Source organism: Roseateles sp. T103, from assembly GCF_057219915.1.
Genome location: NZ_JBXVVS010000007.1, coordinates 86,366 through 112,052 on the forward strand (window position 1 = coordinate 86,366; position 25,687 = coordinate 112,052).

At 67.4% G+C, this 25,687-nt stretch carries 24 protein-coding genes; 17 read left to right on the top strand and 7 right to left on the bottom strand.

Annotated elements, in window-relative coordinates; genetic code table 11:
* Positions 1-55 precede the first annotated feature (55 nt).
* Entirely contained in the window at positions 56-1,663 is a 1,608-nt protein-coding gene (locus AC2EBS_RS17380) for a phytase (RefSeq protein ID WP_484729715.1), read from the top strand.
* Positions 1,664-1,748: 85 nt separating this feature from the next.
* Here the strand turns inward: AC2EBS_RS17380 and AC2EBS_RS17385 are convergent, their stop codons facing one another.
* From AC2EBS_RS17385 to gatC, 5 genes are all read right to left on the bottom strand, one after another.
* Positions 1,749-2,207, bottom strand: a complete 459-nt coding sequence (locus AC2EBS_RS17385; protein WP_484729716.1) for an SRPBCC family protein — start codon at positions 2,205-2,207, stop codon at positions 1,749-1,751.
* Positions 2,208-2,290: 83 nt separating this feature from the next.
* Positions 2,291-3,808 carry a glutamate--cysteine ligase gene (gene gshA, locus AC2EBS_RS17390; protein WP_484729717.1) on the bottom strand — a complete coding sequence of 506 codons (1,518 nt, stop codon included), beginning with the start codon at positions 3,806-3,808 and terminating at the stop codon, positions 2,291-2,293.
* Between the two features lie 108 nt (positions 3,809-3,916).
* On the bottom strand, positions 3,917-5,443 hold the full coding sequence (gatB, locus tag AC2EBS_RS17395) for an Asp-tRNA(Asn)/Glu-tRNA(Gln) amidotransferase subunit GatB (RefSeq protein ID WP_484729718.1): 1,527 nt from the start codon (positions 5,441-5,443) through the stop codon (positions 3,917-3,919).
* 8 nt (positions 5,444-5,451) lie between these two features.
* Positions 5,452-6,945, bottom strand: coding sequence for an Asp-tRNA(Asn)/Glu-tRNA(Gln) amidotransferase subunit GatA (gene gatA, locus AC2EBS_RS17400; RefSeq protein ID WP_484729719.1), 1,494 nt, complete (start codon positions 6,943-6,945; stop codon positions 5,452-5,454).
* Positions 6,946-6,950: 5 nt separating this feature from the next.
* Complete coding sequence (gene gatC, locus AC2EBS_RS17405) at positions 6,951-7,250, bottom strand: Asp-tRNA(Asn)/Glu-tRNA(Gln) amidotransferase subunit GatC (protein WP_484729720.1); 300 nt, start codon at positions 7,248-7,250, stop codon at positions 6,951-6,953.
* Positions 7,251-7,541: 291 nt separating this feature from the next.
* On the opposite strand from gatC, the gene AC2EBS_RS17410 reads away from it, so the two are divergent.
* The 5 genes from AC2EBS_RS17410 to rodA all read left to right on the top strand — a co-directional run bounded on the left by AC2EBS_RS17410 (position 7,542) and on the right by rodA (position 13,338).
* Positions 7,542-8,585 (top strand): rod shape-determining protein, encoded by a 1,044-nt coding sequence (locus AC2EBS_RS17410; RefSeq protein WP_484729721.1) that lies wholly within the window; start codon positions 7,542-7,544, stop codon positions 8,583-8,585.
* 86 nt (positions 8,586-8,671) lie between these two features.
* Complete coding sequence (gene mreC, locus AC2EBS_RS17415) at positions 8,672-9,598, top strand: rod shape-determining protein MreC (RefSeq protein ID WP_484729722.1); 927 nt, start codon at positions 8,672-8,674, stop codon at positions 9,596-9,598.
* Positions 9,595-10,113 carry a rod shape-determining protein MreD gene (gene mreD / locus AC2EBS_RS17420; protein WP_484729723.1) on the top strand — a complete coding sequence of 173 codons (519 nt, stop codon included), beginning with the start codon at positions 9,595-9,597 and terminating at the stop codon, positions 10,111-10,113. The genes mreC and mreD overlap by 4 nt, the downstream gene beginning before the upstream one ends.
* A 22-nt stretch (positions 10,114-10,135) precedes the next feature.
* Positions 10,136-12,184 carry a penicillin-binding protein 2 gene (gene mrdA, locus AC2EBS_RS17425; RefSeq protein ID WP_484729724.1) on the top strand — a complete coding sequence of 683 codons (2,049 nt, stop codon included), beginning with the start codon at positions 10,136-10,138 and terminating at the stop codon, positions 12,182-12,184.
* On the top strand, positions 12,181-13,338 hold the full coding sequence (gene rodA / locus AC2EBS_RS17430) for a rod shape-determining protein RodA (RefSeq protein ID WP_484729725.1): 1,158 nt from the start codon (positions 12,181-12,183) through the stop codon (positions 13,336-13,338). Before mrdA ends, rodA begins: the two co-directional genes overlap by 4 nt.
* Before the next feature lie 20 nt (positions 13,339-13,358).
* On the opposite strand, the gene AC2EBS_RS17435 is transcribed toward rodA, so the two are convergent.
* Together AC2EBS_RS17435 and AC2EBS_RS17440 are read right to left on the bottom strand one after the other, a co-directional pair.
* Positions 13,359-14,861 (bottom strand): sensor histidine kinase, encoded by a 1,503-nt coding sequence (locus tag AC2EBS_RS17435; protein WP_484729726.1) that lies wholly within the window; start codon positions 14,859-14,861, stop codon positions 13,359-13,361.
* Between the two features lie 58 nt (positions 14,862-14,919).
* Positions 14,920-15,591 carry a response regulator gene (locus AC2EBS_RS17440; protein ID WP_484729727.1) on the bottom strand — a complete coding sequence of 224 codons (672 nt, stop codon included), beginning with the start codon at positions 15,589-15,591 and terminating at the stop codon, positions 14,920-14,922.
* Positions 15,592-15,761: 170 nt separating this feature from the next.
* On the opposite strand from AC2EBS_RS17440, the gene recA reads away from it, so the two are divergent.
* From recA to AC2EBS_RS17495, 11 genes are all read left to right on the top strand, one after another.
* Positions 15,762-16,814, top strand: coding sequence for a recombinase RecA (recA, locus tag AC2EBS_RS17445; RefSeq protein WP_484729728.1), 1,053 nt, complete (start codon positions 15,762-15,764; stop codon positions 16,812-16,814).
* A gap of 10 nt (positions 16,815-16,824) precedes the next feature.
* Entirely contained in the window at positions 16,825-17,355 is a 531-nt protein-coding gene (locus AC2EBS_RS17450) for a regulatory protein RecX (RefSeq protein WP_484729729.1), read from the top strand.
* A gap of 169 nt (positions 17,356-17,524) precedes the next feature.
* On the top strand, positions 17,525-18,124 hold the full coding sequence (locus tag AC2EBS_RS17455; protein ID WP_484729730.1) for a DUF2889 domain-containing protein: 600 nt from the start codon (positions 17,525-17,527) through the stop codon (positions 18,122-18,124).
* Between the two features lie 25 nt (positions 18,125-18,149).
* Entirely contained in the window at positions 18,150-19,310 is a 1,161-nt protein-coding gene (gene sucC / locus AC2EBS_RS17460; protein WP_484729731.1) for an ADP-forming succinate--CoA ligase subunit beta, read from the top strand.
* A gap of 29 nt (positions 19,311-19,339) precedes the next feature.
* Complete coding sequence (gene sucD, locus AC2EBS_RS17465) at positions 19,340-20,233, top strand: succinate--CoA ligase subunit alpha (RefSeq protein ID WP_484729732.1); 894 nt, start codon at positions 19,340-19,342, stop codon at positions 20,231-20,233.
* Between the two features lie 255 nt (positions 20,234-20,488).
* The gene (locus tag AC2EBS_RS17470; RefSeq protein ID WP_484729733.1) at positions 20,489-21,229 is read left to right on the top strand and encodes a TerC family protein; all 741 of its coding nucleotides are present in this window, start codon (positions 20,489-20,491) and stop codon (positions 21,227-21,229) included.
* A gap of 6 nt (positions 21,230-21,235) precedes the next feature.
* On the top strand, positions 21,236-22,294 hold the full coding sequence (locus AC2EBS_RS17475) for a serine/threonine-protein kinase (protein ID WP_484729734.1): 1,059 nt from the start codon (positions 21,236-21,238) through the stop codon (positions 22,292-22,294).
* Positions 22,295-22,318: 24 nt separating this feature from the next.
* Positions 22,319-23,119, top strand: coding sequence for a Stp1/IreP family PP2C-type Ser/Thr phosphatase (locus AC2EBS_RS17480; protein WP_484729735.1), 801 nt, complete (start codon positions 22,319-22,321; stop codon positions 23,117-23,119).
* A 111-nt stretch (positions 23,120-23,230) separates the two neighbouring features.
* Positions 23,231-23,893, top strand: coding sequence for an FHA domain-containing protein (locus AC2EBS_RS17485; RefSeq protein ID WP_484729736.1), 663 nt, complete (start codon positions 23,231-23,233; stop codon positions 23,891-23,893).
* Between the two features lie 200 nt (positions 23,894-24,093).
* On the top strand, positions 24,094-24,879 hold the full coding sequence (locus tag AC2EBS_RS17490) for an MBL fold metallo-hydrolase (protein ID WP_484729737.1): 786 nt from the start codon (positions 24,094-24,096) through the stop codon (positions 24,877-24,879).
* A 294-nt stretch (positions 24,880-25,173) separates the two neighbouring features.
* On the top strand, positions 25,174-25,614 hold the full coding sequence (locus AC2EBS_RS17495; RefSeq protein ID WP_484729738.1) for a pilin: 441 nt from the start codon (positions 25,174-25,176) through the stop codon (positions 25,612-25,614).
* Positions 25,615-25,687 lie beyond the last annotated feature (73 nt).

The following is a 25,687-nucleotide window of genomic DNA, read 5'->3' on the forward strand; positions in this document are numbered from 1 at the left end:
GATGATGGCGAGCATGAGGCAGACGATGAAGAAGGCTTTTCCCCTGGCTGCACTTATGGCAGCCACCGCCCTGGCGCTGGCCGCCGGCGGGACCCGGGCCCAGTCCATGAGCCTGGGCAAGCAGGGCCTGGAGCTGCGCACGGCGGACGGGCGTGTCAGCGATCAGCTCAAGCTGCGCATCAAGCGCTGGGACCAGCGCAGCGATGCCCAACGCCGGGCGCTCGCCGTGGTGCAGGACGCCGACAGCGGGCGCCTGCTGCTACTGCGCGCCGAGCGGGATGGCAGCCAGCTGCAGCAGCTGGCGCGCTGGCCCGGCCCGGCCTTTGCGGCCGAGCAGCTGTGCCTGTACCGCGATGCGCAAGGCCTGCTGCAGCTCTTCCTGCTGGGCGAGGATGGCTTGTCCGAGCAATGGCTGCTGGATGAGAGCGGCCGCAGCGCACCGCGCCAGCTGCGCCGCCTGGCCACGCCGCAGGCACCGCTGGCCTGCCGCGTGCGCGACACGGAGGGCGCGCTCTATATCGCCGAACCCGGCGTGGGCCTATGGCGCTATGCCGCCGATGCCGAGCGCGAGGGCCGTAGCCTGCTGCTGGCGGATGCCAAGTCGGACGACAAGGCTCTGCTGCAGCGCCTGGACGAGTGGCTGGCGGCACACCCCGACCCAGCGGCCACAGCGGCCACGGCGCCCGCGCCAGCCATCGTGCTGCCCAGCGCGCAAACGCAGCCGGTGCGCGCCCAGGGCGATGCTGCCGATGACCCGGCCATCTGGGTGCACCCGCGCCAGGGCTCGCGCAGCCTGGTGCTGGGCACCGACAAGAAGCTGGGCCTGGCGGTCTACGACCTGCAGGGTCGCGAGCGCCAGTTCCTGCCGGTGGGCCGCATCAACAATGTGGATCTGCGCCAGCGCCTGCGCTATGGCCGCGAGCTGATGGACCTGGCCGTGGCCACGCAGCGCGACGAACACGCGCTGGTGCTGTTCGACATCTCGCCGCAGGACGGCCGCGTGCGCGAGCTGGCCCGCCTGCCCACCGGCCTGGACGACATCTATGGCATCTGCGTTGGCCGCAACGCCGAGGGCGGGCTGGACGCCTTCCCCAACGACAAGGACGGCCGCGTGCGCCAGCTTCGCCTGCAGCGCGAGCCCGGCAAGAAGGGCGGCTGGAGCGCGACCCTGGTGCGCGAGTTCCGCCTGCCCAGCCAGCCCGAGGGCTGCGTGGTGGACGAGGCCAAGCAGCAGCTCTTCGTCGGCGAGGAAAAGCGCGGCGTCTGGCGCGTGGCGCTGGGCGCGGGCCAGGCCTCGGCCGAGCCGGTGCTGGTCATTCCGGTGAGCGCCGCGCTGCACGCCGATGTGGAAGGCCTCGCCATCCACGACTCGCCCAAGGGCCGCGTCTTGGTGGTGTCCTCGCAGGGCAATGACAGCTATGCGGTCTATGACGCCGATGCGCCGCATGCGCTGCGCGGTACCTTCCGCATCGGCATCAACGCCGCATTGGGCATCGACGGCGCCTCGGAGACCGACGGTCTGGAGGTGACCTCCGCCAATCTCGGGGGCCCTTACCGCGAAGGCCTGCTGGTGGTGCAGGACGGCCGCAAACGGCTGCCGCTGGGCACGCAGAACTTCAAGCTGGTACCGTGGAGCGAGGTGGCGGGCAGGCTGGGTCTGTGACCTTCGTCGCCTGAGCGAGCAGCGCCGGCTTGCACTGGCTGATGACTTCGGCGCGCGCAGGGGCCGTCGGCGACCGGCAGCCCGCTCAGGCGGGACCTGCCGCCTGCCGCTGGTGCCGCTGGTGCCGCTGCTCGGCATAAGCCTTGAGGGAGCGCATCGTTCTCGGCAGTCCCTCGCGGACCTGCTTGGCGACGCCAGGCCCGAAAAGAAAGGCCAGCGGACCACTGAACCAGACACGATGGGCAACTTCGGAGCCGCCGCCAGCGACGGCTTCCACGCGGTGCTCGAAATGCATCCGGAACAGCGGAATGTAGCCCTCGACGGTGAACGAGCGGCCTGCCGTCCGTTCGGTGATCACCATCGGCACGCCCATGCCCTTGCTCGGCACGATGCGGCCCTTGCTGCCGACCGCGAACGGCCCGTCTAGCGTCGCCTTCTTGGTGTCGGGGTCCCACAGGTGCCAGCCATCGACCTCACTCCAGATTCGATCGATGACGGCCGGGGGCACGGCAATCTGTATGCGCTCTTCGATGTGCATGCTCATGACCTCGCGTCGACCATAGCATGGCGCTGATCGCCCCAGCCATCCCAAGCCCCTAGCCGGCACCACCCGCTGGGTCCGCGCCCTCAGCCCGTCACCAGGCTCTGCGGCGCCAGGTACTGCTGGCGGTAGGTCTCGAAGTCCAGCGCGTCGGCCGCCTCGATGCGGCGCTGCGCGGCGATGGACTCGGCGGCCATCCGGGCATAACGATCATCCTGCGCGTCGCTCCACGCCAGGGCCAGCAGGCGCTGGCGGGTCTGCTCGGACTGGGCGCGGATGAAGGCCACGTGCGAATCGCCGAAGTCCTGCTTCATCGCGGCGAGCACGCGAGCCGACGGCGTCAGCTCGGCATTGGCCAGCCGAGCGCGCGCCATCGCCAGCGCCTCGGCATGGGGTGTGCCGCCATGCAGCGCGTCGAGCTGTGCCGCCAGCGGCGCGCATTGCTCGACAATCTCGGCGCCCCATTCGCGCAGGTCCACCTCGGCGCCGCCGCGCTGCAGGCGCAGGCCCGGCTCGCGGCCGCGCGCCGCAGTGCGGTGCTGGTTGGCGCCCAGCGCAGCGATTTCTTCGGGCGTGTCCGGCGCGCTGGGCTGCGTGAGGCAGTGCAGCAGGAAGACGTCGAGGAAGCGCATGGTCTGCGCATTGATGCCCAGCGGCTCGAAGGGATCGAGATCCATGCAGCGCACTTCCACGTATTCGACGCCGCGCTCGCGCAGCGCGTGCAGCGGGCGCTCGCCCTGGCGGATCACGCGCTTGGGGCGGATGGTGCCGTAGAACTCGTTCTCGATCTGCAGCAGCGTGGTGGCCAGCTGGTTGTAGTCGCCGCCCGGGTTGCGTACGCCAATCGCCTCATAGGCCGGGTAGGGCCGCGTCAGCGCATCTTGCAGCGAGGCGGCGTAGCGCTCCAGGCAGTTGTAGCTGACGCACAGCGAGGCCTGCGCGTCGCTCTGGTAGCCCAGCCGCCCCATGCGCAGCGAGGTGCCGTGCGGCATGTGGAAGGTGTGGCCGCCCAGCGGCTGCAGCTCGTGCTGGCGGCCGGCCACGAAGGTGGAACACAAGGCCGGCGACGCGCCGAAAAGATAGAGCAGCAGGAAGGAGTGGCGGCGGAAATTGCGGATCAGGCCGAAGTACTGCTCGGTGCTGACCTCGGGCAGGCTCCAGTTGTAGTGGATGCCCGAGATGGTCTGCATGCGCCGTCCATAGCGCTGGCCCAGGCCCATGCGGTAGACGCTCTTGGAGCGGCCCACATTGCTGTTGCCGTAGCGGCCCAGCGGGATGGTCTCGTCGGTGGGCAGGCCGCAGGGCATGGAGCTGACCCACAGGCGCTCCTCGCCTTCGCGCTGCAGCACCTGGTAGACGGCCTGGTGGATCTCCTGCAGCTCGGCCAGGCAGGACTCGACCCCGGCATGAACGCCGGTGATCAGCTCCAGCTGGCTTTCGCTGAAGTCGGTGGTGATGTGCTCATGGGTAAGCGCCGAGCCCAGCGCCAGCGGGTGCGGCGTGAGCGCCAGCATGCCATTGGGCAGTGCGCGCAGGCTTTCCTTTTCCAGACCACGACGCATGCCCTGCAGGCCGGCGGCGGTCCAGTGCTTGGAGTCGCTCATGCGAAGCCTCCTCTTGTTTTTTGGACCCGCACCTTAGCAGAGCTTCGACGACGCTGCCGTGACAGGGGCTTGGCTCACGCCCGGCCCCTGCGCCAGGTTTGACCGCGATCAGGCCGCGCCGAGCTTCTTCTTCAGCAGCTCGTTGACCAGCGCCGGGTTGGCCTTGCCCTTGGTGGCCTTCATGGCCTGGCCGACCAGTGCGTTGAAGGCCTTGTCCTTGCCGGCGCGGAACTCGTCCACCGACTTCTGGTTGGCGGCCAGCACTTCGTCGAGGATGGCCTCGATGGCGCCGGTGTCGCTCATCTGCTTGAGACCCTTGGCTTCGATCACCTTGTCGACTTCCGCGAATTCGGCCTGCATGTCCGAAATCGCCCGGTCTGCATAGGACGGCGAAAGTGATCCACCCAAGGAGCCAGCGAGCCACAACACATCGAACACCTGCTTGGCGGCGTTGTTCGAGATGGTGCCGTCCTGGATGCGCGCGATCAGCGCGGCCAGCAGCGCCGGGCCCACCGGCGCGGCATCGATCTCGCCGCCTTCGGCGTTCAGCCGCTTGCTGATCTCGCCCATGATCCAGTTCGCGACCAGCTTGGGCGCAGCGCCTGCGGCCTTGGCGGCCTCGTAGTAGCGCGCGGTGGCCAGGCTCTGCGTCATCATCGTCGCGTCGTACTCGGGCAGGCCGTCCACCTCGACGAAGCGCTTGGCCATCACGCCGGGCAGTTCGGGCATCTCGCCCTTGACGCGCTCCACCCACTCGGGAGCGATCACCAGCGGCGGCAGGTCCGGGTCGGGGAAGTAGCGGTAGTCGGCCGAGTCTTCCTTGCTGCGCATCGCGCGGGTCTCGCCGGTGTCGGGGTTGTAGAGCACCGTGGCCTGCTGAATGGCCAGGCCGTCCTCGATCTGGTCGATCTGCCAGTTGACCTCGTAGTTCACCGCGTCGACAAGGTAGCGGAAGCTGTTGAGGTTCTTGATCTCGCGGCGCGTGCCGAAGGGCTCGCCGGGCTTGCGCACCGAGACGTTGACGTCGCAGCGGAACGAGCCTTCCTGCATATTGCCGTCGCAGATGCCCAGCCACATGACCAGCGCATGCAGGGTCTTCGCGTACTCGGCCGCCTCGGCGCCGGAGCGGATGTCGGGCTCGCTGACGATCTCCAGCAGCGGCGTGCCGGCGCGGTTCAGGTCGATGCCGGACTGGCCGTGGTAGTCCTCGTGCAGGCTCTTGCCCGCATCCTCTTCGAGGTGGGCGCGGGTCAGGCGCACGCATCTCTTCTCGTCGCCGACGAAGAACTCCACCGTGCCGCCCTGCACCACCGGGATCTCGAACTGGCTGATCTGATAGCCCTTGGGCAGGTCGGGGTAGAAGTAGTTCTTGCGCGCGAAGATGGACAGCGGCGCCACCTTGGCGCCCACCGCCAGGCCGAAGCGGATGGCCCGCTCCACCGCGCCACGGTTGAGCACCGGCAGCGTGCCGGGCAGCGCCAGGTCCACGGCCGAGGCCTGCGTGTTCGGCGCGGCGCCGAAGGCGGTGGAGGAGCCGCTGAAGATCTTCGACTGCGTGGACAGCTGGACGTGGTTCTCCAGGCCGATCACGACCTCGTAGCCGCGGATGAGTTTGTTGCTCTTCGTCGTCGTCATGTTCGTCTTCAGATCCCGGCGGGCGCCTGGCTGTGCCAGTCGGTGGCCTGCTGCAGCGCATGGGCGGCGTGCAGCAGCTGGCCTTCCTTGAAGTAGTTGCCGATCAGCTGCAGGCCCACGGGCATGCCGCCTTCGCCAAAGCCCACCGGCACGCTCATGCCCGGCAGGCCGGCCAGCGAGCCGGGCAGCGTGAAGATGTCGGCGAGGTAGGCCTTGACCGGATCGTCCGCGCCTTCGCCCGCCTTCCAGGCGACGCTGGGCGCCACCGGGCCGGCGATGAGGTCGCACTGTGTAAAGGCCTGCTGGAAGTCGTCGGCGATCATGCGGCGCAGCTTCTGCGCCTGCAGGTAGTAGGCGTCGTAGTAGCCGTGGCTCAGCACATAGGTGCCGATCATGATGCGGCGCTTGACCTCGGCGCCGAAACCTTCGGCACGGGTCTTCTTGTACATGTCCAGCAGGTCGTCGAACTGCGCGGCGCGGTGGCCGAACTTGACGCCGTCGAAGCGGGAGAGGTTTGAGCTCGCCTCGGCCGGGGCAATGATGTAGTAGACAGGAATGGCCAGCTCGGTGCGCGGCAGGCTCACGTCGACCAGCGTGGCGCCGAGCTTCTCCAGCTCGGCCAGGCCCTGGCGCACCGCACCGTTGACGTCGGCGGCCAGCGCGGCAGGGAAGAACTCCTTGGGCAGGCCGATGCGCAGGCCCTTGAGCGGCTGGGCCGCAGTCGCGCCTTCGCGCGCCTGCAGCATCTGCGCATGGAAGTCCTGCGCCGGCTGCTGCACGCTGGTGGCGTCGCGCTCGTCGAAGCCGCTCATTGCGGACAGTAGCAGTGCGCAGTCCTCGGCGCTGCGCGCCATCGGGCCGGCCTGGTCCAGGCTGGAGGCGAAGGCGATCATGCCGTAGCGACTGCAGACGCCGTAGGTCGGCTTGATGCCGGTGATGCCGGTGAACGAGGCGGGCTGGCGGATCGAGCCGCCGGTGTCGGTGCCGGTCGCCGCGGGCAGCAGACGCGCAGCGACGGCGGCAGCACTGCCGCCCGAGGAGCCGCCGGGCACGCGCGCGCGGTCCCAGGGGTTGTGGGCCGGGCCGTAGGCGCTGTTCTCGTTGGCCGAGCCCATCGCGAACTCGTCGCAGTTGAGCTTGCCCAGAGAGACCGTGCCCGCTGCCTTCAGCCGCGCGACGACGGTGGCGTCGAAGGGGCTGCGGTAGCCGGCCAGCATCTTGGAGCCGGCCGTGGTGGGCATGTCGGCGGTGACGAAGATGTCCTTGTGGGCCAGCGGCACGCCGAGCAGCGCGCCGGTTTCACCTGCGGCCAGCCGGGCGTCGGCAGCCTGGGCGGCGGCCAGCGCGGCCTCGCGGTCCACATGCAGGAAGGCGCCCAGCGCCGCATCGGCTTCGACGCGGGCCAGCAGGGCCTGGCTCAGCTCGGTGGCGGAGACCTCCTTGGCGCGGAGGGCGCGGCCGAGCTCGGTCACGCCCAGCTGGTGCAGGGGCTTGTTGCTCATCGTCGTCATTCGATCACCTTGGGCACCAGGAACAGGCCGTCCTCGACGGCAGGGGCGCTCTTCTGGTTGAGCTCGCGCTGGTTGGTCTCGGTGACCGCGTCCTCGCGCAGGCGCAGCTGCACCTGCTGCACGGCGGACAGCGGCGTGTACAGCGGCTCGACACCGGTGGTGTCGACCGCGCTCATCTGCTCGACGATAGAGAAAAAGCCGTTGAGCTGGCCAAGCAGGGCGCCTTGTTCGGCGTCCGAGAGTTCGAGCCGCGCCAGATGGGCGATGCGGCTCACGTCCTGGGGGGTCAGGGCCATGGGAAAACCAAGTCCTCGTAGTTCATCGAAGGCGGCCAAAAAGAGTGCCCGGCAAGGGCTTGCCGCAGGTTCAGGCATGGGGGCTTCGGGTATTATCTCCGCTTATATCCATGGCTCAGGCGTAGGGAGAGCAGACCCGCTGTCGCTGCGCCCGGGGAGCATGGGCCAAGACATCCGCAGTGCAGCCGAGTCTGCACTGTTTTTTCGACTGACAGCCAGCCTTCAGCCCAGACCAACGCGAGCCCGGCAGACCCTGCAAGCAAACCGGCTCCTGGCGACCTCATCCACATCATGTTCGCTTCCCTGCGTCGCTACTTCTCCACCGATCTCGCCATCGACCTCGGCACTGCCAACACCCTGATCTACGTGCGCGGCAAGGGCATCGTCCTGGACGAGCCCTCGGTGGTGGCGATCCGCCACGAAGGCGGTCCCAACGGCAAGAAGACCATCCAGGCCGTCGGCCACGAGGCCAAGGCCATGCTCGGCAAGGTGCCCGGCAATATCGAGGCGATCCGCCCGATGAAGGACGGCGTGATCGCCGACTTCACCGTCACCGAGCAGATGCTCAAGCAGTTCATCAAGATGGTCCACGACTCGAAGATGCTCAAGCCGAGCCCGAGGATCATCATCTGCGTGCCCTGCGGTTCCACCCAGGTCGAGCGCCGCGCGATCCGCGAATCGGCGCTGGGCGCCGGCGCTTCCGAGGTCTACCTGATCGAGGAGCCGATGGCCGCGGCGATCGGCGCCGGATTGCCGGTGTCGGAAGCTTCGGGCTCGATGGTCGTCGACATCGGCGGCGGCACCACCGAGGTCGGCGTGATCTCGCTGGGCGGCATGGTCTACAAGGGCAGCGTCCGCGTCGGCGGCGACAAGTTCGACGAGGCCATCATCAACTACATCCGCCGCAACTACGGCATGCTGATCGGCGAGCCCACCGCCGAGGCGATCAAGAAGAACATCGGCAGCGCCTTCCCGGGCTCCGAGGTGCGCGAGATGGAAGTCAAGGGCCGCAACCTCTCCGAGGGCGTGCCGCGCAGCTTCACGATCTCCAGCAACGAGATCCTCGAAGCCCTGACCGACCCGCTGAACCAGATCGTCTCTGCAGTGAAGAACGCGCTTGAGCAGACGCCGCCCGAGCTGGGCGCCGACATCGCCGAGCGCGGCATGATGCTGACCGGCGGCGGCGCGCTGCTGCGCGACCTGGACCGCCTGCTGGCCGAAGAAACCGGCCTGCCGGTGCTGGTGGCCGAAGACCCGCTGACCTGCGTGGTGCGCGGTTGCGGCATGGCGCTGGAGCGGATGGAGCGCCTGGGTTCGATCTTCACGTCGGAATAATCGAAGCCATGTCCTGGAACGAGCCGGCACGCAGCACGCGGGGCCGGCTTTTCCTCTTCTTGACCCCGTCGCGACTCGCCTGAGCCATGCCACTGGGCACGCTGGATCGCTCCCCACCCCCGTTCTTCCGCCAGGGCCCCTCGGCGCTGACAAAGCTGGCGCTGCTGTCGGCATTGGCCATCTTTCTGATGGTGGCCGATGCGCGCTTCCGGCTGGCCGACCCGGTGCGCTCCGGGCTGGCGCTGGTGCTGCACCCGGTGCAGCGGCTGCTGCTCGCGCCGGTTGACGGCTGGGAGCAGTTCCAGGGCTATCTGCGCGGCACCGAGCGCGCGATGGCGGCCGAGGACATGGCGCGCCGCCAGCTCGTCAAGCAGGCCGAAAAGCTGGCCCGCGTCGAGCAGCTGCAAAAGGAGAACGAGCGCCTGCGCGCGCTGCTGGGCATGCGCCCGGCCCTGAGCGTGCAGTCGCAGACGGCCGAGGTGCTCTACGAGGCGGCCGACCCCTACTCGCGCCGCGTCGTCATCGACCGCGGCAGCGCCAAGGGCGTGCCGCCTGGCGCGCCGGTGATCAACGATGCCGGCGTGCTCGGCCAGGTGACGCGGGTGTACACGCTGTCGGCCGAGGTCACGCTGCTGGCCGACAAGGACGCCGCCATTCCGGTGCTGAACATGCGCAGCCAGCAGCGCGGCGTGGCCTTCGGCACCGGCGATGGCAGCGGCATGGAACTGCGCTACATGGCCGCCAATGCCGATGTGCAGAAGGGCGACCTGCTCACCACATCCGGACTGGACGGCGTCTATCCGCCGGGTCTGCCCGTGGCCAAGGTCAGCGCGGTGGAGCGCCGCGGCGACAGCAGTTTCGCGCGCGTGCTGCTCGAGCCGATCGCGCGCTCCGACGACGCACGCCATGTGCTGGTGCTGCTGCCCAGCAGCGAGCTGGCTCCGGTGCGCGCCGAGGTGGCTGCCAGCGCGGTGCCGGCCGCGGGCGAGAAGCCGGGAGGACGCAAGAAATGATCATGCCGCGTGGCGACCAGCTGCTGCTGCCGGCCAACCCGCTGTTCATCGCCTTCACGCTGCTGCTGGGCCTGGTGGCCGATATGGTGCCGATCGGCCGCACCGCAGGCATGCCCGACCTGCTGGCGCTGATCCTGGTGTTCTGGAATGTGCACCAGCCGCGCCGCGTCGGCGTGGGCTATGCCTTCGTGTTCGGCCTGCTGGTGGACGTGCACCACGGCGCGCTGCTGGGCCAGCATGCGCTGTCCTACAGCATCCTCAGCTTCGGTGCGGTCAGTCTGCACCGCCGCCTGCTATGGTTCCGCCCGCTCGAGCAGGCCCTGCAGGTGCTGCCGCTGTTCGTGCTCGCGCACGTGGTGCAGCTGGTGGTGCGGCTGAGCGTGGGGGGCATGTGGCCCGGCTGGTGGCTGGTGCTGGCGCCGTTGCTGGAGGCCCTGCTGTGGCCGGTGGCCAGCTGGCTGCTGCTGGCGCCGCAGCGCCGCGCGCCGGACCCCGACGCCCACCGGCCGCTTTGAGCGGTCTCGGGAGCGCACGGCCATGACGGTGTTCCGCAATGTCGAACGCGAGGCCTCGCAATTCCGCGAGCGCGCGATCGTGGCCGGCGGCTTCGTGCTGTTCTGCTTCGGGCTGTTGCTGGCGCGGCTGATCTGGCTGCAGGTGATCAAGCACGACGATCTGCTCGAGCAGGCCGAGAACAACCGCGTCGCCGTGGTGCCGATCGTGCCCAACCGCGGCCTGATCAAGGATCGCAACGGCGTCGTGCTGGCGAGCAACTACTCGGCCTACACGCTGGAGATCCAGCCCAGCCGCGTGCCGGACCTGGAGCGCACGATCAATGCGCTGGCCGAGGTCGTCGAGATCCAGCCGCGCGACCGTCGCCGCTTCAAGCGTCTGATGGAGGAGAGCAAGCATTTCGAGTCGCTGCCGATCCGCACCAAGCTCAGCGACGCCGAGGTGGCACGCTTCATCGCGCAGCGCTTCCGCTTCCCCGGCGTGGAGATCAAGGCGCGGCTGTTCCGCAGCTATCCGCTGGGCGAGGTGGGCTCGCACCTGATCGGCTACATCGGCCGCATCAACCAGGCCGAGAAGAAGGCCATGGAGGAGTGGAGCGATGAGGACTTCGCCAACTACCGCGGCACCGAGTACATCGGCAAGCTAGGCCTGGAGCAGGCCTACGAGCGCGAGCTGCACGGCATCACCGGCTTCGAGCAGGTGGAGACCAGCGCCGGCGGCCGCGCGGTGCGCCGCCTCGCCCACAAGCCGCCGACGCCGGGCAACACGCTGGTGCTGTCGATAGACATCCGCCTGCAGGCGCTGGTCGAGGAGCTCTACAAGGACCGCCGCGGCGCGCTGGTGGCGATCGATCCGCGCAGCGGCGAGGTGCTGGCCTTCGTCTCCAAGCCGACCTTCGACCCGAATCTGTTCGTCGACGGCATCGATGCCGAGAGCTGGCGTGAGCTCAACGAGAACATCGACAAGCCGCTGCTCAACCGCGCGCTGCGCGGCACCTACCCGCCCGGCTCGACCTACAAGCCCTTCATGGCCATGGCCGCGCTGAACAGCGGCAAGCGCGACGCCAAGACGGTCATCATGGACAACCTGAACTACAGCTTCGGCGGCCGCGTCTTCGGCAGCCCCGAGACCGACCGCCCCGGCCCCAAGGACATGCGCCTGGCCATCGTCGGCTCGTCCAACGTCTACTTCTACAGCCTGGCCAACGAGATGGGCGTGGACCTGATCCACGACGAGATGGAGCCCTTCGGCCTGGGTCGCAAGACCCAGATCGACCTGATGGGCGAGGTCACCGGCGATCTGCCCTCGACGAGCTGGAAGCGCCAGAAGTTCAAGCGCCCGGAACAGCAGCGCTGGTACGCCGGCGAGACCATCTCGCTGGGCATCGGCCAGGGCTACAACAACTTCACCATGCTGCAGCTGGCCACCGCGACGGCGACGCTGGCCACCGGCGGCCAGCGCTACCGGCCGCGGCTGGTGCGCGCGATCGAGGACGTGGTCAAGCATGAGCAGCGCCGCATCTCCAGCGACGCCTTGCCGCCGCTGCCCTTCAAGCCCGAGCATGCCGAAGTGATCCGCAATGCGATGCACGGCGTGACCGTGGAAGGCACATCGCGCGCCTCCTTCGCCGGCGCGCCCTACAAGAGCGGCGGCAAGACCGGCACCGCGCAGGCGGTCGGCCTGCGCGCCGGCGAGAAGTACAGCGCCGCCAAGACCGAGGAGCGCAAGCGCGACCACTCGCTGTACATCGCCTTTGCGCCGGTCGAGGAGCCCAGCATCGCGCTGGCCATCATCGTCGAGAACGCCGGCTGGGGTTCGACCTCGGCAGCGCCGATCGCGCGGCGCGTGTTCGACTACATGCTGCTGGGCCTGTATCCCAGCGAGGAGGACATCGCGCTGACGCAGCAGGGCAAGACCACGGCGCCTGTCGGTGCGCCGCGGCGCGCCAGCGCCGTGCCGCTGCCCGGCCAGCCCGGTGCGCCCGGGACCGCTGCCTCGGCCGCACTGGCAGCCAGCGCGCCGGCCGGCGTCACCGTGGCTGCGGCAAAACCTGCTTCGGGAGCCCGCCCATGAGCACCGTGTTGAGCAAGCCACCGCTGTGGAAGCGGCTGCAGCCCTGGCTGTCCGGCTTCGACGGCCCGATGCTGGCCATCCTGCTCTGGCTGGCCGCGCTGGGCCTGCTGAGCATGTATTCGGCCGGCTTCGACCACGGCACCCGCTTCGTGGATCACAGCCGCAACATGCTGCTGGCGGCCGGCATCATGTTCGTCGTCGCACAGCTGCCGCCACAGCGCCTGGCCAGCCTGGCCGTGCCGCTGTACACGGTGGGCGTGGCGCTGCTGATCGCCACAGCGCTGTTCGGCATCACCAAGAAGGGCGCCACGCGCTGGCTCAATGTCGGCATCGTGATCCAGCCTTCGGAGATCCTGAAGATCGCCGTGCCGCTGATGCTGGCCTGGTGGTTCCAGCGCCGCGAGGGACAGCTGCGCAGTCTGGACTTCGGCGTCGCTGCGCTCATCCTGGCCATTCCCGTCGGCCTGGTGGCCAAGCAGCCCGACCTGGGCACCGCCATCCTGATCCTCGCCGCGGGTCTGTATGTGATCTTCTTCGCCGGCCTGAGCTGGCGGCTGGTCGTGCCGGCAGTCGCAGTGGTGCTGATCGGCATCGGCGCGCTGGTGATGAGCGAGGAACGGATCTGCCAGCCCGAACTGGACTGGCCGGTGCTGCGCGAGTACCAGAAGAACCGCGTCTGCACGCTGCTGGACCCGCACAAGGACCCGCTGGGCAAGGGCTTCCACATCATCCAGGGCGAGATCGCCATCGGCTCCGGCGGTCTCACCGGCAAGGGCTTCATGAAGGGCACGCAGACGCATCTGGAGTTCATCCCGGAGCGCACCACCGACTTCATCTTCGCCGCCTATGGCGAGGAATTCGGCCTGTTCGGCGCGCTGGCGCTGCTGGCCGGCTTCACCGCGCTGATCATGCGCGGGCTGTGGATCGCGACGCAGGCACCCAGCCTGTTCGGCCGGCTGATGGCTGGTGCGGTGACGCTGTCCTTCTTCACCTATGTGTTCGTCAACATGGGCATGGTCAGCGGCATCCTGCCGGTGGTGGGCATACCGCTGCCCTTCATCAGCTACGGCGGGACGGCCATGGTCACGCAGGGCCTGGCGCTGGGCATCCTGATGGCCATCGCGAAGAGCCGGCGCAGCTTTGCCGGCAAGTGAGCAGCGCAGCGGCCAACGGCTCAGGCTGCGACGTCCCTGGCGGGTCTGACGCTGGCGGTCGTGAAGCGCACCGTGAAGCGGGCGCCGGGGCCCTGACCCTCGGGCACGTCGGCGCGGCGGCTGCGCGTGTCGTCCAGCGTCAGTTCGGCGCCGTGCTGCTGGGCAATCTCGCGCACGATGGCCAGGCCCAGGCCTGAGCCGTCGACATTGGTGCCCAGCGCGCGGTAGAAGGGCTGGAAGACCTTCTCGCGCTCGCTCTCCGGAATGCCTGGTCCAGAGTCCTCCACCTGGAGCACCGTCACCTGGCCGAAGGGGTCCTCGACGACCCGGACCGTGACCGTGCCGCCCGACGGCGTGTAGAGCAGCGCGTTGTCGACGAGGTTGCGGATCAGCTCGCGGATCAGCAGGGGCTGGCCGTGGATACGCAGCATGCTGTGCTCCTCGTCCGGTCCCTCGTAGCCAAGGTCGATGCGCTTGTCCATCGCCCGCGGCACGAAGTCGCGCACCGTCTCGATGGCCAGTTCGGCCAGATTGACCTCGCTGCGGCGCAGCGCATGCTCCTGATCCTCGGCGCGCGCCATCGCGAGCAGCTGGTTCACCATGTGCGCGGCGCGCTGGCTGGACAGCGCGATCTGCTGCAGCGAGCGCTTGAGCTCAGCTGGCGAGCTGCGGCCCTCGTCGATCTCGCGCTGTGCGAATTCGGCCTGCGTGCGCAGCCCGGCCAGCGGGGTCTTCAGCTGATGCGCGGCGTCGGCCAGGAAGTGCTTCTGCGCGCTCAGCGACTGGTCCAGGCGCTCGAGCAGGTCGTTGATCGCGCGCACCAGCGGCGCCACCTCGTCGGGCACATGGCGCTCGTCGATGGGGCTCAGGTCCGAGCTCTCGCGCGAGCGGATGCGCCGCTGCAGCTCGTTGAGCGGCGCGATGCCGCGCACCAGCGCCATCCACACCAGCAGCACCGCCAGCGGCAGGATGACGAACTGCGGCAGGATCACGCCCTTGATGATGTCGTTGGTCAGCCGCGCGCGCTTGCCCAGGGTCTCGGCCACCTGCACGAACATCATCTGCGTGCTGCCAGCCATGCCCTCGGGCGCCACCCACAGATAGGCCACGCGCACCGGCTCGCCAGCGACCTCGTCGTCGCGATAGAGCAGCCGCCAGGGAACGATGGTCTGGCCCGGCTCGGCCTCGGGCACCGGCAGCTGCGCGTCGCCACTGAGCAGTTCGCCGCGCAGCCCCAGCACCTGGTAATAGACCGTGTCGTTGCCATCGGCGCGCAGCAGCGCCGCAGCCTCCGGCGCCAGCGCGTAGCGCGAGCGCTTGGCGCCCTCCAGCGGCACGGCCGCGACCTGCAGGCCGAGATTGCGCGCCATCTCGCCGAGCTCGCGGTCGTACGGGCGCCCGGCGATGCCCTGCGCCACCAGCCAGGTCAGCGCCACGCTGACCGGCCAGATCACCAGCAAGGGCGCCAGCAGCCAGTCGAGAATCTCGCCGAAGAGGGAGCGTTGTTCGCGGTTCTGGGCCATTTAGCGAGAGGCGTATCGGACAGCCGGGCCGCGCTCCATCGGACTGTCCGGCCGGCGCTCAGCCCGGCACTTTCTCCAGGCAGTAGCCCAGGCCGCGCACGGTGGCGATGCGGATGGGCCCCTGCTCGATCTTCTTGCGCAGGCGATGGATGTAGACCTCGATCGCATTGTTGCTGACCTCTTCGCCCCATTCGCACAGGCGCTCGACCAGCTGATCCTTGCTGACCAGGCGACCGGCGCGCTGCAGCAGCACCTCGAGCAGCGAGAGCTCGCGCGCCGACAGCTCGATCATCTGGTCGTTGATATAGGCCACGCGGCCGGTGGCGTCGAAGGACAGCGGGCCATGCTTGATCACGCTGGAGGCCGTGCCCAGACCGCGGCGCGTCAGCGCGCGCACGCGCGCCTCGAGTTCCTGCAGCGAGAAGGGCTTGGCCATGAAGTCGTCCGCCCCCAGGTCCAGGCCCTTGACGCGCTGCTCGACGCTGTCGGCCGCGGTGAGGATCAGCACCGGCGTGGCCGAGCCACGCGTGCGCAGCTTGCGCAGCACTTCCAGACCATGCAGCCGCGGCAGACCGAGATCGAGGATCACCAGGTCGAATTCATGCGAAGCCAGCGCCGCATCCGCCTCGCTGCCACTGCTGACCTGATCCACCGCATAACCGGACGCGCGCAGCGAGCGCAACAAACCATCGGCCAGCACCTGGTCGTCTTCGGCAATGAGAATTCGCATGAGCTGTCTCCGTGGTTATCGGGCGCGCTGTCGTTGCGGCGCCTCTGGCGTTCAGTCCTCGATTTTATGGACCTCGCCCTGCTGACAGGACTTGGCAGCAGCACTTGCTGCAACTACTGTACAAACATACAGATTGCGCCATAATGCGCCCAGCCTACCGAGGAGAACATATGGACGCCCCCGTGAAACCCAATACCGCTGCCGCCGCCGAAAAAGCCAAGGCTCTGCAAGCCGCGCTGGCCCAGATCGAAAAGCAGTTCGGCAAGGGCTCGATCATGCGCCTGGGCGAGGGCGAAGTCATCGAAGACATCCAAGTGGTTTCCACCGGCTCACTGGGTCTGGACATCGCGCTGGGCGTCGGCGGCCTGCCTCGCGGTCGGGTGATAGAGATCTACGGCCCCGAGTCCTCGGGCAAGACCACGCTGACGCTGCAGGTCATCGCCGAAATGCAGAAGCTCGGCGGCACTGCGGCCTTCATCGATGCCGAACATGCGCTGGACATCCAGTACGCGCAGAAGCTCGGCGTCAATCTGCAGGACCTGCTGATCAGCCAGCCCGACACCGGTGAGCAGGCGCTCGAGATCGTCGATGCGCTGGTGCGCTCCGGCTCGGTGGACCTGATCGTCGTCGACTCGGTCGCTGCGCTGACGCCCAAGGCCGAGCTGGAAGGCGAAATGGGCGATGCGCTGCCCGGCCTGCAAGCCCGCCTGATGAGCCAGGCACTGCGCAAGCTGACCGCCACGATCAAGAAGACCAACTGCACGGTCATCTTCATCAACCAGATCCGCATGAAGATCGGCGTGATGTTCGGCAGCCCGGAGACCACCACTGGCGGCAATGCGCTGAAGTTCTATGCCTCGGTCCGCCTGGACATCCGCCGCATCGGCTCGATCAAGAAGGGTGAGGACGTCATCGGCTCCGAGACCAAGGTCAAGGTGGTGAAGAACAAGGTCTCGCCACCGTTCAAGACCGCCGAATTCGACATCCTCTATGGCGAAGGCATCAGCCGCGAGGGCGAGATCATCGACCTGGGGGTCACGGCCAAGGTGGTGGACAAGTCCGGCGCCTGGTATGCCTACAACGGCGAGAAGATCGGCCAGGGCAAGGACAACGCGCGCGAATTCCTGCGCGAGAACCCCGATCTCGCCCACGAGATCGAGAACAAGATCCGCGAATCGCTGGGCGTGGCGCCGCTGCCGCAAGCGGCCGACAGCGGCGAGTGATACCTGCGGCATGGCCTCGCGCTCCGGCGGATCGGGCCTGTCGCTGAAGATGCGTGCCATCGCGCTGCTGGCGCAGCGCGATCAGAGCATCGTCGAGATGCGTCGCAAGCTGCTGCGCATCGCGCGTCAGCAGGCGGGTGATCGCGCCGAAGGCCCAGCGGGCGATGAAGCGGCTGAAGACGATGAGGCCCATGGACAGGCAGCCTCCGAGCAGGTGGAGCAGCTGCTCGGCTGGTTGCAGGCCGAGGGCTTTCTGGACGAGCAGCGCTTTGTCGAATCTCGCATCCAGGCCCGCGCCCAGCGATGGGGCAACGCGCGGATACGGCAGGAGCTGGCCCAGCACGGTCTGAGTCCTGACGATTCAAGCATGGCGGCGCTGCGCGACAGCGAAGTGCAGCGCGCCGCCGAGGTGCGCCGGCGCAAGTTCGGCGCGCAGCTGCCTGTCGAAGCCGCCGACCGCGCACGGCAGATGCGTTTTCTTGCCACGCGCGGCTTTTCCTCAGACACCATCCGACGCGTGCTGCGGGCTGACGAAGACTGACTGGTGCCGCCTTTGTACGGTGACCGCACAGCGCGCCGACCGCCCACTGGAAGCCTGCTGTAAGCCTTTGCCGCAGCGCAGCATGCTACATTGGCGGACTGTGCAAAAGCGCCCGCACGCGGCTTGCCCCTGCGTCGACGGCGGTGCGTTTCGCCTGCGAATACCGACCATGTCCTTGTCCCAGCAGCCCGCCGAACGCCGTTTGCTGCACCGTCGTGCCATCGACGTGCAGGTGTTTGCGCGTCAGGACGGCTGCTTCGACGTCGAAGCCTCGCTGCAGGACACCAAGCCACGCGACTTCCCGGTGGCCGGCGGCATGCGCTCTGCCAGCGATCCGCTGCACGCCATGCGCCTGCTGCTGTGCATCGATGCCAAGGCGAACATCATCGAGGCCCGCTCTGAAACACACTGGATTCCCTACCCAGGCGCCTGCGACCAGCACGGCGAGGCCTATGGCCGCTTGGTCGGGTTGAACCTCTTCAAGGGCTTCCGTCAGGGCGTCAAGGAGCGCCTGGGCGGCACTCGCGGCTGCACCCACATCACCGAACTCTGCCAGGTGCTGCCCACTGCAGTGGTTCAGGCCTTTGTCGGCGTCGTGATCGACCCGCGCGGCAGCCATGAGGACACGACGCCCCCCTTTCAACTCGACCGCTGCCACGCTCTTCGGCGTGACGGCGAGTCGGTGAAGACCCATTTCCCTCGCTGGTACCGAGCGACCGGCGCAGCCCCCGCTGCGCAGGCTGCCGAGGTGCCAAGCATTCCTTCCTGACTTCCCCCACAAAGCGAGACCCCCCATGAAGATTCACGAGTACCAGGGCAAGGAAATCCTGCGCCAGTTCGGCGTGCCGGTGCCGCGCGGCATCCCAGCGTTCACGGTCCAGGAAGCCGTCGAGGCGGCCCAGAAGCTGGGTGGCCCGGTGTGGGTGGTGAAGGCGCAGATCCACGCTGGTGGCCGCGGCAAGGGCGGCGGCGTGAAGGTGGCCAAGACGATCGAAGACGTCAAGCGTCTGGCTGGCGAGATCCTGGGCATGCAGCTCAAGACGCACCAGACCGGCCCCGAGGGCCAGAAGGTCCGCCGCCTCTACATCGAGGACGGCGCCGACATCAAGAAGGAGTACTACGTCTCGCTGGTCACCGACCGCGGCACGCAGAAGGTGGCCTTCATCGCCTCCAGCGAAGGCGGCATGGACATCGAGGAAGTGGCGCACAGCACGCCTGAGAAGATCATCACCGAGATGATCGACCCGCTGACCGGCCTGGGTGCCGAGCAGGCCAAGAAGATCGCCACGGCCATCGGCCTCACCGGTGTCTCGGTGGACCAGGCCGTCGACCTGTTCCAGAAGCTCTACAAGTGCTACATGGACACCGACGCGTCGCTGGTCGAGATCAACCCGCTGAACTGCGACAGCAAGGGCAACCTGATCGCGCTGGACGCCAAGTTCAACTTCGATTCCAACGCGCTGTTCCGCCACCCGGAAATCGTCGCGCTGCGTGACCTGGACGAAGAGGATCCGGCCGAAGTCGAGGCCTCCAAGTTCGATCTGGCCTACATCAGCCTGGACGGCAACATCGGCTGCCTGGTCAACGGCGCCGGTCTGGCGATGTCGACGATGGACACCATCAAGCTGTTCGGCGGCGAGCCGGCCAACTTCCTGGACGTCGGCGGCGGCGCCACCGCCGAGAAGGTGACCGAGGCCTTCAAGATCATGCTGAAGAACCCGGATGTGAAGGGCATCCTGGTGAACATCTTCGGCGGCATCATGAAGTGCGACACCATCGCCGAAGGCGTGATCACGGCCTGCAAGGCGGTGAACCTGCAAGTGCCGCTGGTGGTGCGCATGAAGGGCACCAACGAAGAGCTGGGCAAGAAGATGCTGGCCGAGTCCGGCCTGCCCATCATCTCTGCCGACACCATGGCCGAAGCCGCGACCAAGATCGTCGCCGCGGTCAAGTAAGCCACGAGCCCCAGCCAAGGAATACGAACATGAGCATCTACATCAACAAGGACACCAAGGTCATCACCCAGGGCATCACGGGCAAGACCGGTCAATTCCACACCCTGGGCTGCCAAGCCTACGCGAACGGCAAGAACGCCTTCGTCGCCGGCGTGAACCCCAAGAAGGCGGGCGAGAAGTTCTCCGAGATCCCCATCTACGCCTCGGTGAAGGAAGCCAAGGCGCAGACCGGCGCCACCGTCTCGGTGATCTACGTGCCGCCCGCGGGCGCTGCCGACGCGATCTGGGAAGCCGTCGAGGCCGACCTGGACCTGGCGATCTGCATCACCGAAGGCATCCCTGTGCGCGACATGCTGATGGTGCGCAACAAGATGAAGGCCAAGGAAGCCGCCGGCGGCAAGAAGACGCTGCTGCTGGGCCCGAACTGCCCCGGCCTGATCACGCCCGAAGAGATCAAGATCGGCATCATGCCCGGCCACATCCATCGCAAGGGCCGCATTGGCGTCGTGTCCCGTTCGGGCACGCTGACCTATGAAGCCGTGGCGCAGCTGACCGAGATCGGCCTGGGCCAGTCCAGCGCTGTCGGCATCGGCGGCGACCCGATCAACGGTCTGAAGCACATCGACGTGATGAAGGCCTTCAACGACGATCCGGACACCGACGCGGTGATCATGATCGGCGAGATCGGCGGCCCGGACGAGGCGGAAGCCGCGCGCTGGTGCAAGGCCAATATGAAGAAGCCGGTGGTCGGCTTCATCGCCGGCGTGACCGCGCCCCCCGGAAAGCGCATGGGCCACGCTGGTGCGCTGATCGCCGGTGGTGCCGATACGGCCGACGCAAAGCTGGCCATCATGGAAGAGTGCGGCTTCAAGGTCACGCGCAACCCGTCGGAGATGGGCAAGCTGCTGAAATCGCTGCTGTAAGTCGCAGTTGGGCAGGCTAGATGCGTAATTTCACGCATCGGCGGCCACCCAGCCGGCAAACGAAAATCGACCTGACCACAGGTCGAACATACAAAGGGGCCTTCGGGCCCTTTTGTATTACTGAAGGCGGGGCCGTTCCCTGTCTGCCGTCCCTCCTGACGGGGGCACGGCAGCATCGGGCACACCCCGCCACGTCTTTCAACGCTTTAGACTGGGCACTGCCTCGCCGCAGCCGCCTGGCACACATCACCGCATATGGACATGCTCACCAGCCCCGAGTTCTGGCTCGCCGTCGGCCAGATCATCATGATCGACATCCTGCTGGGTGGCGACAACGCGGTGGTCATCGCGCTGGCCTGCCGCAAGCTGCCGGACAAGCAGCGCACCCAGGGCATCATCTGGGGCACTGCCGGCGCCATCATCCTGCGCGTGATCCTGATCTTCTTCGCGCTGACGCTGCTCAAGCTGCCCTTCCTGAAGCTGGTCGGCGGTCTGCTGCTGCTGTGGATCGGCATGAAGCTGCTGATGCCTGAAGACGAGGACGAGCACGGCAACATCCAGGCCAGCGACAAGCTCTGGGCCGCGGTGAAGACGGTGATCGTCGCCGACTTCGTGATGAGCCTGGACAACGTCATCGCCATCGCCGGCGCTGCCGAAGGTGCGGGCAGCCACCACCAAATGCCGCTGGTGATCTTCGGCCTGCTGGTGTCCATTCCCATCATCGTCTGGGGTAGCCAACTGGTCATCAAGCTGATGGACCGCTTCCCCGTTGTCATCGTGCTGGGTGCGATGCTGCTGGGCTGGATCGCCGGCACCATGATGGTCGGCGACCCGGCGATCAGCGGCTGGGTACCGATGGTGCCGGGCGACAAGCCGGGCAGCACCACGGTGCTGCCGGCGCTCCACTACGGCAGCGGCGTGGCCGGTGCGCTGTTGGTGCTGGCCCTTGGCAAGCTGTTCGCCGCCCGCGGCGGCGGCGGCGCTCAGCAGGCCTGAACAGCGATGGCCGGCGGCGCGTCTTTCTGGCATCGCCTGCTCGGCCGCAAGACTGCCGAGTCCGTCGAGCCCGACAGCTCGCCGCCCAGCACCCAGCCCGAGGTCTTCCAGCCTACGCGCGGCGCGGCGCTGGACCATTACGAGATCGGCGCCGAAATCGGCCGCGGTGCCATGGCGGTGGTGCATCTGGCCAGGGAGATCGCCTCCGGCCGCGAGGTGGCGATCAAGCGGCTCGCGCTGCAGCGCGAGTTCGCGGCAGAGGATCTGGCCGACGTGCGCCAGCGCTTCATGCGCGAGGCCCGCGCCGCACGCCACCTGCGCCACCCGGACATCCTCGAGGTGCTGGATGCCGGCGAGGCCGGCCAGGACGCCTGGATCGCGATGGAGTACGTGCGCGGCCAGGACCTCAGCCACTTCACCCGTCCCGGCCAGTTGCTGCCCGTGCCCGAGGTGCTGGCGCTCGCCGCCAGACTGGCGCGCGCGCTGGCCTATGCGCATGCCCAGGGCGTGGTGCACCGTGACATCAAGCCTTCCAACGTCATGTATGAGCGCGCCAGCGGCACGCTGAAGATCATGGACTTCGGCATCGCGCGCATCGCCGACGGCAGCCGCACGCGCACGGGCCTGGTGCTGGGCACGCCCTCCTTCATGTCGCCCGAGCAGCTGGCCGGGCTCAAGGTTGACGGCCGCAGCGACCTCTATTCGCTGGGCGTGATGCTGTTCCAGCTGCTCACCGGTCACTTGCCGCACCAGTCCGAATCGATGGCCAAGCTGATGCAGATGATTGCCCAGCAGCCCGCGCCCGACGTGCGTCACTACCGACCGGCCTTGCCCGAGGCGCTGGCGATGGTGCTCGCGCTGGCGCTGGAGAAGCGGCCGGAGTTGCGCTATGCGGGCGGAGAGCAGATGGCCCAGGACCTGGAGGCTGTGGCTGCACAGATCGGCCCGGATGCGCCGAACGAGCTTGTCCCCCCTCACGCAGATGCACCAAGTGTGGATCCCTTCGCGCAAACACTGCGCATGTCGCCAGAAGATCGGGGGCAAAATCCCGGCTCCGCCAGCTGAACCACAAGCACGCAGCGCCTGAACATGACCGTGGAGATCTTCTGCGCCACCGACGTCGGTCGGTCCCGCGACAACAACGAAGACTCGGTGGCCGTGGACGAGTCGGTCGGCTTGGCCGTGCTGGCTGACGGCATGGGCGGCTACAACGCCGGCGAGGTGGCCAGCCAGATGCTGACCAGCTTCATCAAGTCCGAGCTGGGCCGCTGGCTGCGCGAAGCTGGCGGCCGCGCCACCGGCCAGGACGTGCGCCGCGCCATGGACATCTGCGTGGACAACGCCAACCGCGCCATCTTCAACGCCGCCAACACCAACCCGCGCTATGCCGGCATGGGCACGACGCTGGTGCTGGCCGTGTTCCGCGAGGACACGCTGCTGCTCGGCCATGTCGGCGACTCGCGTGCGTATCGGCTGCGTAACGGACAGCTCACGCAGGTAACACGCGATCACTCTTTGCTACAGGAACAGCTCGATGCCGGGCTGCTGACGCCTGAAGAAGCGGTCTACTCCAGCAACCGCAACCTCGTCACCCGCGCGGTGGGTGTGGAGGACACGGTGATGCTGGAGCTGCACCAGCACGATATCCAGCCGGGCGACACCTATCTGCTCTGCTCCGACGGCCTGTCCGACATGCTCGACGATGATGCGCTGGCGCAACTGCTGCGCGGCCACCCGTCCTTGGCGGAAGCGACACAGGCATTGATCGATGCCGCCAATGACATGGGCGGCAAGGATAATATTGCGATCGTTCTGGCCAGGGCCGAAGGCCGCACGCGCAGCCCCGGCCGGGCCTGGTGGCCATTCGGCCGCAAGATGCAGCAGCAGTAGCAGTAACAAACACCCGACGGACGGGCAGGGCTGGCGCCGACGGCGCCAAGCAGGGCATCCGCCGGCCGATCCGCGCACAAGAACAGCCGACTACGGGACTCGAGGTCAAGCATGGGCAAGCTGGTGGTTTCGCTCGACGGGGTGGTGATCAAGGACGTGCAGATCACCAAAGACAAGACCACGCTCGGTCGGCGCCCGTACAACGACATCGTCATCGACAACCTCGCTGTCAGCGGCGAGCACGCCGTGCTGCAGATGGTGGGCGCCGATGTGTTCATCGAGGACCTCAACTCGACAAACGGCACCTACATCAACGGCAAGGCGATCAAGAAGCAGTTGCTCGCCAATGGCGACATCGTCGAGATCGGCAAGTACAAGATCAAGTACCTGCTCGACGAAGGCGGCGACTACGAAAAGACGATGATCCTCAAGCACGGCGGCGCCACGCCCTCGGGCTTCGGCATGCCCTCGTCCTTCGGCTCGCTGCCGGGTGCGGCCAGCGCTGCGCTGCCGGCCACCATCAAGGTACTCACCGGCTCGGCCGCCGGCCGCGAGGTCAGCCTCACCAAGGTGGTCACCACCGTGGGCAAGCCGGGCGTGCAGGTGGCTTCGATCACCAAACGGCCCAGCGGCTACGTCTTCGCCCATGTCGAAGGCACGGTGCGCCCCACCGTCAACGGCGTGCCGCTGACCGGCGAATCGGTGGCCCTGCGCAACGGCGATGTGATCGAACTGGCCGGCACGCAGATGCAGTTCATCCAGGCGGGCACCTGAAAGGCCGCGCGGCCCATGGCGCGCGGCAACTAATTCACGCGGGCGCCATCCATCTGCTGCCGCGCGTGGCAATCTGCCCGGAATCGAGAACTTAGCGGCTTGCGTCCGCGGCTGGCGCACGTAAATTCATGGCCGGCTCAACGCCGCCACACTGCGGCGCGCCCGGAACCGGACACCCCGGCTCCGCCATCTCGACCGACATGCAAATACGCGTACTGGGCTGTTCGGGTGCCATCGCCGCCGGCGACAAGACCACAGCCTTTCTCCTCGACGACGACATCCTCATCGACGCCGGTACCGGCGTGGGTGACCTCACGCTGGACGAGCTGGCGCGCATCGACCATGTGCTGTTGAGCCACTCGCACCTGGACCATGTGCTGTCGCTGCCGCTGCTGGCCGACGCGGTGCTGCGCCTGCGCGAGCGCGCGAAGCGTGCGCCCATCCAGGTGCATGCGCTGCCCGATACCCTGGCCTCGCTGCGCGACCATCTCTTCAACGGCGTGATCTGGCCCGATTTCACTCGTCTGCCCAATGCCGAACACCCGGTGCTGGTCCTGGTGCCCTTTGCCATCGGCCAACGCCTGCAGTTGGCCGGTCGCGAGATCGAGGTATTGAAGGCCGAGCACACCGTGCCCGCTGTCGGCTTTGCCGTCGACGGCGGCAGCGCCGGCCACTGGGTCTACACGGGCGACACCGGGCCCAACCCGGCGCTTTGGCATCGCTTGGCCGAGCTGAAGCTGGCCCATCTGATCATCGAGACCGCCTTCAGCGATGAAGAACGCCAGCTGGCACGCATCAGCCGCCATCTCTGCCCCACCGCACTGGGCCACGAGCTGGCCATGCTGCAGCCGGGCCAGCAGGGCCTGCAGATCCACATCACGCACATCAAGCCCGGCGAACGCGACGCGGTGATGAGCCAGATCGCCGCCCTGGGCCTGCCGCACCGCATCTCGGCGCTGCACAGCGGCCAGACGCTGGCGCTGTAAGCGGTTGCAACAACAAGGCCCTGTCGCTGCTGGCTGACTGAATGCCGGCGGCCGCATCCAGCAGGCAGCCAATCCAGACTGACAAAAAACGTCATTCCAGGCACCGGCGCACAAATCGCGCCGCTAGAACTGACCAAAAGTGTCGCCTCGGCCAGTCGCACCCATCTGAGCCCGTGATTTCCGTCACGCCAGCAGTACCAACAGGCCTGGCACGACCCCTGCATTCAGGGGGACTGTCTCTGTTCCTCAACCCCTGTTTCTTCATACCGCTGGATACCAGCAAGGAGTTTCACCATGAAGCGCATCCAACAAGGTTTCACCCTGATCGAGCTGATGATTGTCGTTGCGATCATCGGCATCCTGGCCGCTGTGGCTCTGCCGGCCTATCAGGACTACACAACGAAGTCCAAGGTTTCTGAGGCTGCTGCGCTGTCGGCAACCGCAATCCGTAATGTGCAACTGGCCTTTAACGCTGGTGAACTGCACACCGTTGCCAAGGACAATGCTACGTTCGGCATGGCAGCTGCCGCCGATATCAAGGGCAAGTACGTTGAGTCTGTGACTGTGGCAACGAAGGACGCTACAGAAGCCACTATCACGATTGAAATGGGCAACACCGGTAACGCGGATGTCGACGCAGGCAACATCGTTTACACGGTTAAGTGTGCGACGGGCGCTTCCTGCGTCACGACGATTGGTGGAACTGTGCCGGAAAAGTTCCGCCCGAAGACCTAAATGCCATTGGGTAGCACAGGCAAGTGCAAGGGCGGCCGAAAGGCCGCCCTTTTTGCTTCCTTAACCTGCTAGT